The following is a 12454-nucleotide window of genomic DNA, read 5'->3' on the forward strand; positions in this document are numbered from 1 at the left end:
TTCTACTATTACTTATTGAGTTGCTGTAATAGTTGCTTAGTTTCAAGAAGAGGCAAGCCCACTACTGCGCTAAAACTGCCTTTGATTTGCTCTACAAATTGCCCACCAATACCTTGAATGGCATAGCCGCCTGCTTTGTCTTGAGGTTCTTTTGTAGCCCAGTAAATCTCTGCCTCTTGAGAAGAAATACTGGTCATTTTTACGCTAGTAAAAACGGTTTTACTTAACACACGATCTTCATGAAGAATACACACGCCAGTAAATACCTGATGCCATTTATTACTTAATAATTGCATCATATTACTAAAATCATCAAAGTTTCGAGGTTTTCCTAATATTTGCTCATTACACGCTACAACTGTATCTGAGCCTATAACAGCGCTATTTAGATTATTCATTATAATAGCTTTGGCCTTTTTTTTGGCCAATCGTTCAACTAATTCTTGTGGTTTTTCGCCCTTTAGAATGCTTTCATCCACATCGGCTGCTTGAATAAGAAAATCATCAAGTAAGTGAGCTAGTAGATGTTTTCTTCTAGGTGAGGCTGAGGCAAGGATGATGGGAGTCTGCATAAGCTAAGTAACACGTAAGTTCCGGCGAAATTTGCGCAACAACCAAAATAGCCACGGCCAGAAAATAATAGATGAAACGGCAGGTCGTAAAAATATCCAATTAAATTCAATGCCGGTAATTAAGTACTGTAACCAATATACCACCACATGAAATAGCGTCGACAGTAATAAAATCATGACCGCTTGCTGCAACATTGAATAATTCCGCAAGCGTTGGTAGTTAGCTGATACCAGATAAATAGGAATAGCCAGTGCAAAACTGTGAACACCTAGCGCGGTGCCATATAAAATATCTAAGGTTAGCCCTGCCACAGCTGCTATACCTACACTAACCCTATTGGGCAACGCCATAGACCAGTATATTAAAATTAGCAAGAGCCAGTCAGGTCGATATAGATCAATGGGTGATGGCATTGGAATAATTTGTAGAATAATGCCAATAACAATACTCACTAAAATGAAAGAATTATTGCCTTTCATATTACTTTTCACCATTATCGAATACCTCATTGGGCGCTAAAGCGTCTTCTGGTGCAATTTCAGCAGGCCACAATAACAATAGGTACTTTAAACGATCTAACTGCGCCGAGGGAGTAATCTTTACTGTAGCAAAAGGCTTACTTTCGTCACGAACAATCGTTTTGATGAAGCCAACCGGATAACCCTCTGGAAACACTTTACCTAGCCCAGAGGAAACCAGCATATCACCTTCAATAAGATCAGCGCTATGCGCAACGTGTTCGAGCCTTAACTCTGATAAGCTGCCATCCCCACTTGCCACTAGTCGCACGTTGTTGCGGTTAACTCTAACCGGAATGGCATGCGTAATATCGGAAATAAGTAAAACGCGGCTGTTGGTTGTTCCTACTTCAACAATTTGACCAACAATTCCCGTATCATCAAGTACTGATTGCCCTTCAAACACATCGTGAATAGCACCTTTGTTAATCACAATTTGATGGCTATAAGGATTATTATCTACCGCCATAAGTTCGGCTATCATTCTGTGCATGTCAGAGCGAACAGGGGTATCAAGCAAACTACGTAAATTTTCATTTTCTTGCTGCAACACTACAAAGCGTTGTAGCTTTTCATTCATCAAGGTCATTTGGCTGGTGAGCTTGGCATTTTCTTCTAACAGGGCTTGCCTAGACGTAAAACGTGAAGCACTCCAGTCTAGAGCTTCACCGGGCAAATCAGCAATATACTGTAAGGGGCTCACTAATGAGGTTAAATAGGTGCGTAAACTTGAGATGTTTTCGACTTTGGTATCAACAACCATTGCCACAGATGACAAAGCTATGACGATTAATAGCCTTGTGAATAATGAGGGACCTCTTGCAAAAACTTCATTCATAATAAAAACAAGGCAAGCTTAGCTTGCCTTTTAACACTTCCTATTAATCGTAGCTAAATAAATCGCCGCCGTGCATATCTATCATATCAAAAGCTTTACCGCCGCCTCGCGCTACGCAAGTAAGAGGGTCATCGGCTATTACTACCGGAATACCGGTTTCTTCCATTAATAGCCTATCTAAGTCTTTCAACAATGCACCACCACCGGTTAATACCATGCCGCGTTCAGATATATCTGAAGCCAGCTCTGGTGGAGACTGCTCTAAGGCTACCATTACCGCACTTACAATACCTGAAAGAGGTTCTTGTAGCGCTTCAAGTATCTCATTGCTATTTAAGATGAATCCACGAGGTACACCTTCAGCCAAGTTTCTGCCGCGCACCTCAATTTCTTTAACTTCTTCGCCAGGGTAAGCCGCACCAATTTCATGCTTAATGCGCTCAGCTGTTGCTTCACCAATCAGTGAACCAAAATTACGACGAACATAGTTAATAATAGCTTCGTCAAACTTATCGCCACCAATTCTTACTGATGAAGAATACACTACACCGTTTAGTGAAATAATAGCGACTTCGGTAGTACCGCCACCTATATCTACCACCATAGAACCGGTGGCTTCAGATACAGGCAAGCCTGAACCGATTGCGGCCGCCATAGGTTCGTCTATTAAATAAACTTCACGTGCGCCAGCACCCAGTGCTGATTCTCGAATAGCGCGTCGCTCAACTTGGGTAGAACCACAAGGAACACATACTAATACGCGAGGAGAAGGACGTAGAAAGTTATTGTCATGAACTTGCTTAATAAAATGCTGAAGCATTTTTTCGGTCACGTAAAAATCGGCAATTACACCGTCTTTCATTGGGCGAATAGCTTTAATGTTACCAGGTGTTCTGCCTAGCATTTGCTTGGCTTCATGCCCCACAGCAGCAACACTTTTAGGGCCACCCGCGCGTTCTTGGCGAATTGCTACCACTGATGGCTCGTTAAGCACGATACCGTTATCTTTCACATAAATTAGCGTGTTTGCCGTACCGAGGTCGATTGACAGGTCATTAGAAAACATGCCTCGAAGCTTTTTGAACATGGATAGCCTTTTATTATTCTATTATTGTTAAACAAATGCGAGTAGTGTAACTCAAGATTGATTAATCCGATAGCACTGGATACAAGTAATTAGGTGTTTTCACTCGCTATTTAAAGTGCTTAGAATAATACAGAGCTGTGTTTGTCGCAATCACAAGTCATCGCTTTATGTAGCAACATCCACATAAGGTAAGCCTAAAAATAGCTACGGGCTAAGTTCTTGTACCGAATCTACTGATATTGTTCGGCTTACAACATCTGTATCTACGGTGCATGCACCGGTACTAGAAAATCGATAAACCAAATGGTCAATATTTCCAAATTGGACGGTTTTACTCGTGCATCTTGCTTGAAATGAACAATTTGCTAGACCATTTACAGCGCTAAAAGCTGCAGGGCTAGTTACGGTTTGATTGCAAGCCACCGGCGTTGCGCCTACTGGGAAACTACTTTGCAGTAAGCTTTGTACCCCCGCTTGAGCCGCTTGCTGCGCTCTAATGCCATAAACCTGATGTAACATAGTATTTGACGCTGCAGAAATAGTTTTTATGAGCGCCCCCGCCAGCATGCCCGCTACTACTATTACAAATAGAGCAATGACTGTCATGTTACCTTGTTGCCTTTGCCTGTTATGGTACATTGGGAATTTGCACCTCTTGCATAAATGTTACATGTTCATCTTCACGGCCAAATATTAGTAGCAAGCTTGTTAACGCTCCTCGTTGCAATGAGGCATCAACAATCTGAAAAGGGTTTTGCTCACCCGAGCTGGTATTCGCTCCAAGCACATTAACTAAATTTTGCGCCATTAATTGACCGCCACCGGTATATAGCGTTTGAGTCGTATTAATAGTACTAGTATGACGATATATTTCATTGTTGCGCATGCAATAGCTGATCGCTTGGTCAGCAAAGTAAATTCGTTTAGAGGGTGAACTTGCGTTAAATCCATCAGCAAAAGTAACTTGTACTACCCCGTCGCTATCATCATTAGTGGCGCAGTTTCCATCTCCATCATCTGAACAACTATCAACACCTTGGCGATGGTTTAAACTCGCGTCATAAACCTCCGAAGCTTGAGTAGGGTAAACAATGCCCCAGTCACTCGTACTAGGGACAAAAGTGTTATCATCAATATCGAGCAATTCAACCACGTCAGCTGTAGTGTTGGTTTCTGCGGCTAAGGGTAAGCTTAAATAAGTTGTGCTCCATTTCAAGGGTACAAATTCTATACAATGACTGCTAGCGTTTGCCGTAATTCTCACCGAATTAGGTACGGCACTATTGAGTTCGCGACTTAATCGCTCTACCACGAAGCTACCCTCTCGTACCAAATTTTCACGCTCACTTACATCGGCAACCACATTAATTGTACTTCTAATAATGCCGCTTACACTTATTGAGACTATGCCCAATATCACAATGACTAAAATTAATTCTATTAAGGTAAAGCCCTGCATTTTCCTGCTGCTCAGGCCTTTGCTAATAACAAAGCTTGAAAAACGGGATGGGGGATTGCTGTGAGGTATCATTAGAAGTTAGCTCTATAACTAGAAAACGTAATGGCTTCTCCTTCGGGGGTATAAATCACAACTTCTATGCGTTTTTGATTCCCTACCAAAGTACCACTATCTAAGGCTCCATCAGAATTGAGATCATCATCATTTACGCCGTCAAAATTATCATCATAACTCACGCTTACGGTGGCAGAGAATCCTAAAAACAATTCGCTTATATCGCTTGAATAGCTTTGCCCTATAGAATTTGAAATATCTACACCACTTAAAACTAAACCGTTGTAATCGTCAATATCATCAAAGGTATTACGCGATTCAGAACCATCAGCGCCAAGCGCACTTGATTCAGTACAACTCACGGTATCGTTACAAGCCACTCTGCCCGTTGGGGTAATACTTGCTTCATCAAAGGCTTTTGCGGTAATTTCACTCAGTAAAGATTGGCCTAACGACACCGCACGTACTTGCCATATAGGATGAATGCCTTGTCGCGCTTGAGGCATAATAACCGACACTACCATCACCATTGCTACGGCAAAGATAACAATACCAACAACGAGTTCTATTAAGGTAAACCCTGATTGAGTGTAGCGATTTTTAGTAACGTTAGCACGAAAGCTTGATTTAACACGCATACACATAACCTTCGCTTGCCACGCAAATTTTAGCGGCATCTTCACCAATAACAGAAATTTCGCAACCAGAAGAACAAGTTCCAACATCGGTAAGAGGTGTGCCACTGTTCGTAAACTGTATAAAAGTAGCTGAACTTGCACCATCATTAACCTGCAGCAGTAGCTTGTCATTCGCTAATTCGCCTAAATCTGAGCGTAGATAGCTGCTACTAGTATAGTCAATGGTGGTGCCACAAGACGCACTTTGTTGGCCAGATAAAAACGAGGCTGTGGGGGGGCCAAATTCTGGATTTGTACTAGTATCAAAAATGAGTTTGTAACAATAATCGCTGCGAGTATCGTGCATGGATTTAAGTTGAATATTGCGCAAAGCGCTTAGTAAGCGCTTTTGCACAGCGTATTCAGAATAACCAGATGAACCCATAAATCGCGGCACCACGGCAATGCTCATGATGCCTAGAAGTATAATTACCGTAATCAATTCAACAAGCGTGAAACCTAATTGAGGCTTCAACACGTTTACATGTTGAACATGATTACCTGTCATTGAAATAATTTACGCTTATTAACAAGCGTTATCTACAACAATAATCTCAGGTACAGTACCTTCTGCACTGGCACCCGTGTACTGTACATAACAACCTGTAACGGGGTTTGGCGTGTCATCTGATGTCACGCTTGAAAAACGGATTCTGATCATGTCATCAGTAGCATTTGAATCTTCAAGCACTAGTTTGGTTGAATCAATTTCAACGAACTTTTGAAGCTCCTCAAAAGTGGTTAAGGTGTCACCCTCTGGATAACCATATTTAGTCTCCACAGTAGATGTACCAATTGTGACATCACTGTCTGCTGAATTTTGCACACCTTTAATAGCCGCTTTCGCATACACTAATTGAGAGGCTCCTTGAATTGCTGCCTTAACACCTTGCATAGTTTCTTTGCGCGCATCTTCTTGAATATCAATAAAACGTGGCGCTGCAGTTACTGCCAAAATACCTAATATTACAATAACAATAATAAGTTCGATTAATGTAAAGCCTTGTTGCTGCTTCATGTGTAGCTCCTGGTTATGGGTGTTCATCTGGTTAAAATTAATTGTTACTAAAAACTTGTACTTGACCAATTCGAGGGTCATACACGAAGCCATTTCCTTCGTTATTAGTTAACGGCTCTTGTGATTGATTCTTTACTGTTTGCATCAAATAGTAGTGGCAAACATCATTTCCGCCAGAGCCTGCATTTTGATTCACATTGGTGAAGTATTGAAACTCTTCGGCAATACTTGTATCCCATGTAGAAGTAATGGTGGGGGCGCTTTGCATGATCAAATTAAATATACTTTCGCAGTCAAGCTCACTCATTGCGTTATCTTCGCTACTAGCATCATTGTCGAGTTGTCCGGTTGGGTAACCAGTATCACCGTCTATGCCTACTTCAATGCCTTCAATTGTAATAAATGATTTGTTGTCTGAGCGGTTGTACTGCGGCCTTGCTTCAATTTCCCATTGTGCTCGCGCTAAGCCAACACCTGTTGCGAAACCACCAGCTACGCCTTCAACTGTAGAGTCTTCCGCATCTTCAGTGACATTTAAGAATCGAGGGATAGCGGTAGCTGCAAGTAGCCCTAAAATGACCACCACAATCACTAACTCGATTAAGGTAAAACCGGCCTCTTGACCCGTTTTTTGATTTTTGAACTTCTTCGAATGCTTGCGTAGCATATCTATTCCACCCTAGTCATTTGTAATTCGCCTGTTTCAGCGAAATATAAGAAAACAAACTGATACAACCTATATTCACAGACCACCTCAACATTCTTGGTATCTGTATCTTCATACTTCTTTATCGACGTATTTATATGATTCTCAAGCACTTCTTGCTCAACAAACCAATATAAAAACGTAGCACACCCTTCATCACTAGGTTCAAACAAAGCTCTACCACTGGTTGAAACATCAATTTCAACAGTCGTATTGACGTGTTCCGGCTGATAGACAATACGGCTAGGTCTACCTTTATCTTGCCATTGCCAATACAGTTGGGTGATACCCGTGCTCAGGGTGTTCTTCAATCCTATTGCAAGTGTTGCTTGCCAGGCTTGATCGTCTTTAGTTACTTGGCTTACTAACACCGTTGCTAATATTGCAATTAGTATCAACACCACTAAGAACCGCCACAGTTTAATAGCCATAGGGCTTAACTTACCGCGCCCATCATGTCCCACATTGGCGTGAAAATACCAAGGGCTAACACCAGCACCATTAACGCTACAATTGATATCAAGATAGGCTCTATTTTTGCGGTTAAGCTACTTAAATCATAATCAACTTCGCGCTCGTAAAAATCTGATACTTCTTCTAGCAACTCATCAACGCGGCCGGTTTCTTCACCTACACTAATCATTTGCAGAACCAGCGGCGTAAATAAACTACTGGCATTGGCCACTCGCGTTAGGCTATCGCCTTTCTCAATACGCTTTCGCATATTAATAATAGCTTCACTCATAAATGCATTATTTACAGCATCTGCTACTAGGCTAAGTGCGGTTGTAAGCGGAACTCCTGCTTTTAACATCATAGAAAAGCTGCGTGAAAACCTAGCCAATAAACTTCTTTCTACAATTGTCCCAATAATCGGCATGGTTATTTTCAAATGATCCCATTTGATTCGGCCTTGATGGGTATCTATATATTGCTTAGTTATAACAATTAATACCAAAATAATCGCTAGCAGCACATACCACTGGTTAAGGAAAAAATCAGACATCGCAAGTAAAAAACGGGTTGTGGCAGGAAGCTCACTACCAAATTTACTAAACATATCTGCAAATACGGGGATCACCATAATATTCATTATGATTAAGGCCGCTACAATGGCCGCTAATACAAACATTGGATAACGTGTAGCCGCTTTGATTTGCTTACGTGTAGCTTGTTCTCGCTCCAAGTAACTGGCTAGCTGCAGAAACGCTGAATCTAACTGCCCTGTGTTTTCTCCCACATGCACCACGCTCACAAATAGCTGATTAAAAATACTAGGATGTTGGGCAAGAGCCGATGAAAAACTACGACCCTTTTCTAGACTTGTAATAATGTCTTTTAGGGCCACACGAAGCCGCAAAGACCGAGTAGTTGTAAGGCCTGTTACCGCTCGAATAATAGGGATACCAGCTTTTGTTAAGGAATACATTTGGCGAGCAAATATTACGAGTTCGTCAAGGCTCACTTTAGGTGTAAAGAAGTTTACCTCAGCTTCTTTTTTTGGTTTTTCAGCTACACTACCTCCTTTATCTGAAGGCTCAATATTAATTGGGATAATACTTCGGCCACTTAGAATTTTTGCAGCACTTTGTATATCAAAAGCGTCTATGTCTCCGCGAATAATATTCCCATCAGCGGCTTTACCTGTGTAGTTAAACGAGGGCATTAGTCAATGTCCTCTAAGGTGAAAAATCCACCGGGGCTAGGCGAATCTGGCGGCTTGTTATCTTGTTTATTAACGGGCGTTTGTGAGGCATCTGATGTTACCACTTCACCTTGCGTAGAAGGCTCAGTATTATCAGTGTCGTTACTAACAGAATCTTGCTGGGGTGCATCACTGATAAATTCAACCAAACGCATAACTTCATCTAAGCTGGTTATCCCTTGTGTGGCATAATCAAGTGCAGCCATGGCTAAAGAACGGTAGCCCGGCGAGTTGCTTGCCGCTAAGGTAAACTCGGCCGTGTCATTATTCTTCAAGGCAATCATCATGCTTTCATTAAGTTGTAACAACTCAAATACGCCTATTCGCCCTTTATAGCCAGTGTAATTGCAGCGCTGGCAACCCTCTCCTTTCTTAAACGCGATACTTTGGATATCCATATTCAAGGTAGAAAGCCACAACTTTTGCTCCGGTTCAGGCGCCTTAGTATGCGAGCAATTATCACAAAGTTTTCGTACCAAACGTTGGGCCACAATGGCTTTTAACGAACTTGCGACTAAATACCCTGGCGCCCCCATATCTAATAAGCGAATCGCACTGCTTACTGCGTCATTTGTGTGCAAAGTTGATAGTACTAAGTGCCCTGTAAGAGCGCCGCGCAATCCTATTTCAACGGTTTCATGGTCGCGCATTTCGCCTACCATGAGTATGTCTGGGTCTTGGCGTAAGGTTGTTCTGAGTACATTTGAAAATGTTAAATCAATTTTATGATTTACCTGCACTTGGTTTATGCGTGGAAGCCTGTATTCAACAGGGTCTTCAACGGTAATAATTTTTGTTTCGGGCTTATTAAGTTCATTTAATGCACCGTACAAAGTGGTAGTTTTACCGGAGCCGGTAGGCCCCGTTACCAGTATCATGCCATGTGGGCGATGCAGAAGCGTTCTAAAACGCTGCATAATAGATTCGGGCATACCAATTTGTTCAAGGCTCAAAATGCCCTCAGACTGATCAAGTAAACGTAAAACTACTGATTCACCTTGCTGAACCGGCATAGTCGATACACGAATATCAACCTTTCTATTTTTAACATCTATTTGGGCGCGGCCATCTTGTGGCAGTCGTTTTTCAGAAATATCTAGGCCCGACATCAATTTAAGCCTAAGTACTAGTGCCGCTGCAATGTTAGCTTCTTGAATAATGTTTTCTTGCAATACACCATCCACTCGTTGGCGAATGCGCAATTGCTTTTCATCGGGCTCAATATGGATATCAGAGGCTTTCGCTAGTACCGCATCTTCAAAAATGGATTGCAGTAATTTTGCGACCACATTGTCTTGGTCATCACTTAGGCCACTAGCAAGTTGAAACTCTGTTTCATCTTGATATTCATCAGCAAGTTCTTGTGCAAATGAAGCAATTTCTTCCGTTTTACGATAGAAGTTCTCATACGCATCAAACAATTCCGTTTCACTGACCACCGCCACTTCAATCTGTTTAGGCAGCTTAGCGCTAAGCTCATCAACGGCATTAATATCAGCGGGATCACTCATACCTACAAGAAGATGATCACCCTTATCTTCTAGTACTAAAGCTCGATATCTACGCGCTTGAATCTCAGGCAGTAATCGCACCGCATTAGGATTTACTTTAAAGTCTGAAAGTTGTATCAAAGGTACTTTTAAATGCTGAGAGAGCAATTCTAGTAACTGATACTCCGTTACCAAACCCATGCTAACCAATGTTGCCCCTAATTTACGCCCTGACTGACGCTGCTCACCTAGGGCCATTTTTAATTGGCTTTCATCTATTAGTTGGTTTTGAACCAGTAAATCACCTAGCCTAACTTTTGTACGCTGCACCATTAAGAACGCCTCGCCAATAAACGAATACGCTGCTCTACAAACGTATCTACCTGCTGAGGAAGTTGTTTCAATGATTTGGCCTGTTCATAAGACGCAATTGCTTCTTCACCAAGCTTTTGCTTATCTAAACTTACACCAAGCCCAAGCCACCATTTTGCTTCTTTTGGATTTCGATTCACCAACAATTGGTAATCCCCTTGTGCGAGCTGATATTCACCAATACTTTCGGCAAGCGCCGCTCTAAAACTTAACAATTCATCACTGGCTAGCGTATGGTGAGGATGCGCTTTGAGAGTATCTAGTGCCGCAGTATTTTTACCTGCTCTATAATGAATCCGAGCTAACATTAAACGGCTACTTGAATCTGCCGGAGCTTGCACTAGTGCTTCTAATAACACTTGCTGAGCAGCCTGAAATTTTTGTTTCGAAAATAGCATCGCCGCAAGTTGCTTGCGCGTGCGTAAGTCTTCCGGCGCCAATTCTATAATTTTCTGTAAGCTAGCAACTACTGCCTGTTCATCACCTTTCTCTGATGCGTGATGCGCTTGAGCACGCAGCTGAGACAAACGCCCTTTTGAACCATCACTTGGTTTAATATCAAGTTGGGTGTTTTGCTCGCCATTACTCAGTGTATTTGTTTCTTGCGTATTTCCCTGCGCGCTACCTGATTTACTAAAAAACGATACCGGGGCTGGCGTTTTGTTCACTTCGGGGGCTGGATTGTTGCTTACCATTATTGCTTGCTGTTTTACATTTTTCTGCTCAGCTTCAAACGTACTTTTATTTTGCCCCCCTTGCTCAACTTGCGCTATTTTATCGCCTTTGTCTGGGTCATAAAGCATCTGTTCTGTTTTTGTAGCAGGGCGTGATGAGCTGTGATCAATCTCAACAAAATTACTTAGAACGGCAACAATACAACACACACTCAGCACACCAATGCTCAACCACAAAAACTTATTACTTTTGGGCGGTACATAATTGGCATTGCTTTGTACTTGATGGGGGCGATTTTCTAAATCGCTCAACATCTTATTGACTACACTCATTTACGCCACTCCGCTACTAAGCTTAGTAAATCTTGGTAGGGTAAACTTAAGTCGCCATGGATATACACACCGGTTGCTACAATTGCGCAAGTGGCCACAGGAAGCGTCCATGCTAGCCAAGGTGTTTGCGGTATCTTACTAGCAGCTTCGGTATCTTGTGCGGCTAACTTAATATGTTTGCTGCTAACTTTGTTTTTGCCCTCTCCAAACGCAAGCATCAAGGCTTTATGGCAAATCGTGTTAACTAGTCGGGGCGTACCCTCACTCGCTGTATTTAAATGTTTGCAAATACGTTTGCTAAACAGCACTTGTTCTTTGGCGTATCCCGCTACTCCCATTCTATGATTCACATATTGAAATATTTGGTCGGTATTCATTTTTGACAAATGGTAAGAAAACGTAATCCGTTGTCTTAACTGGCGAAGTTCTGGTTTCGCTATTTTTTCATTTAACTCGGGCTGCCCAAAAAGCACCACTTGCATTAATTTAGATGACTCGGTTTCCAAGTTAGTCATTAAGCGTAGCGCTTCAATACTCTCGTCTGGCAGCGCTTGTGCTTCATCAATAATAAGCACAACTGCTTGACCCGATTTGCGTATATCAACCAAGCGCTCTTGAATAGCCTGCGTAAATTCTTGCTGATCACTGCCAATAGGCAAATCTACTTGCAGTTCACTTGCCACCGCGTGTCGCAGCTCTTTAGGAGAAAGATATGGGTTTGGGATATAGGCTGTCACAAAGCCTTTTGGCATTTCATTTAGCAATTTTCGGCATACAAGGGTTTTACCCGTGCCTACTTCGCCAGTTACTTTTATAAACCCCTCACCAGAAAACAGTGCGGTTTGCAGCACTTTTAACGCTTCATTGTGGCTAGGTAGGCCAAAAAAGAATTGCGTGTTAGGCGTTAATGTAAAAGGTAACTCTCGAATGCCAAAATGATATAAATACAT

Annotated in this window: 15 protein-coding genes; all 15 read right to left on the reverse strand. The window is 42.1% G+C overall.

The features are described 5' to 3' along the window. Positions 1-8: 8 nt before the first annotated feature. Positions 9-572: a Maf family protein gene (locus ACOI22_RS13370; RefSeq protein ID WP_420672617.1), complete on the reverse strand. Its 564-nt coding sequence runs from the start codon at positions 570-572 to the stop codon at positions 9-11. Between the two features lie 3 nt (positions 573-575). Beyond that, positions 576-1052: a rod shape-determining protein MreD gene (mreD, locus tag ACOI22_RS13375; protein ID WP_420672618.1), complete on the reverse strand. Its 477-nt coding sequence runs from the start codon at positions 1050-1052 to the stop codon at positions 576-578. 1 nt (position 1053) lies between these two features. Then, on the reverse strand, positions 1054-1929 hold the full coding sequence (gene mreC, locus ACOI22_RS13380) for a rod shape-determining protein MreC (protein WP_420672619.1): 876 nt from the start codon (positions 1927-1929) through the stop codon (positions 1054-1056). Positions 1930-1972: 43 nt separating this feature from the next. Next, positions 1973-3016: a rod shape-determining protein gene (locus ACOI22_RS13385; protein WP_420672620.1), complete on the reverse strand. Its 1044-nt coding sequence runs from the start codon at positions 3014-3016 to the stop codon at positions 1973-1975. A gap of 204 nt (positions 3017-3220) precedes the next feature. Beyond that, positions 3221-3622, reverse strand: a complete 402-nt coding sequence (locus ACOI22_RS13390; protein WP_420672621.1) for a type II secretory pathway component — start codon at positions 3620-3622, stop codon at positions 3221-3223. A 22-nt stretch (positions 3623-3644) separates the two neighbouring features. Then, positions 3645-4475 (reverse strand): PulJ/GspJ family protein, encoded by an 831-nt coding sequence (locus tag ACOI22_RS13395; RefSeq protein ID WP_420672622.1) that lies wholly within the window; start codon positions 4473-4475, stop codon positions 3645-3647. Positions 4476-4546: 71 nt separating this feature from the next. Further along, a complete protein-coding gene (locus ACOI22_RS13400) occupies positions 4547-5167 on the reverse strand; it encodes a type IV pilus modification PilV family protein (protein WP_420672623.1) in 621 nt (206 codons plus the stop codon). Further along, positions 5157-5714 (reverse strand): type II secretion system protein, encoded by a 558-nt coding sequence (locus tag ACOI22_RS13405; protein WP_420672624.1) that lies wholly within the window; start codon positions 5712-5714, stop codon positions 5157-5159. The genes ACOI22_RS13400 and ACOI22_RS13405 overlap by 11 nt, the downstream gene beginning before the upstream one ends. 18 nt (positions 5715-5732) lie before the next feature. After that, positions 5733-6224, reverse strand: coding sequence for a prepilin-type N-terminal cleavage/methylation domain-containing protein (locus tag ACOI22_RS13410; protein ID WP_420672625.1), 492 nt, complete (start codon positions 6222-6224; stop codon positions 5733-5735). Positions 6225-6261: 37 nt separating this feature from the next. Next, on the reverse strand, positions 6262-6891 hold the full coding sequence (locus ACOI22_RS13415; RefSeq protein WP_420672626.1) for a pilus assembly FimT family protein: 630 nt from the start codon (positions 6889-6891) through the stop codon (positions 6262-6264). A 2-nt stretch (positions 6892-6893) separates the two neighbouring features. Beyond that, entirely contained in the window at positions 6894-7394 is a 501-nt protein-coding gene (locus tag ACOI22_RS13420; RefSeq protein ID WP_420672627.1) for a hypothetical protein, read from the reverse strand. Further along, positions 7367-8596, reverse strand: a complete 1230-nt coding sequence (locus ACOI22_RS13425; RefSeq protein ID WP_420672628.1) for a type II secretion system F family protein — start codon at positions 8594-8596, stop codon at positions 7367-7369. Before ACOI22_RS13425 ends, ACOI22_RS13420 begins: the two co-directional genes overlap by 28 nt. Beyond that, positions 8596-10458: a GspE/PulE family protein gene (locus ACOI22_RS13430; protein WP_420672629.1), complete on the reverse strand. Its 1863-nt coding sequence runs from the start codon at positions 10456-10458 to the stop codon at positions 8596-8598. Before ACOI22_RS13430 ends, ACOI22_RS13425 begins: the two co-directional genes overlap by 1 nt. After that, a complete protein-coding gene (locus ACOI22_RS13435; protein ID WP_420672630.1) occupies positions 10458-11504 on the reverse strand; it encodes a tetratricopeptide repeat protein in 1047 nt (348 codons plus the stop codon). The genes ACOI22_RS13430 and ACOI22_RS13435 overlap by 1 nt, the downstream gene beginning before the upstream one ends. Further along, on the reverse strand, positions 11501-12454 hold the full coding sequence (locus ACOI22_RS13440; protein ID WP_420672631.1) for an ExeA family protein: 954 nt from the start codon (positions 12452-12454) through the stop codon (positions 11501-11503). The genes ACOI22_RS13435 and ACOI22_RS13440 overlap by 4 nt, the downstream gene beginning before the upstream one ends.

Source organism: Glaciecola sp. 2405UD65-10, assembly GCF_048820975.1.
Taxonomy (GTDB): domain Bacteria; phylum Pseudomonadota; class Gammaproteobacteria; order Enterobacterales; family Alteromonadaceae; genus Glaciecola.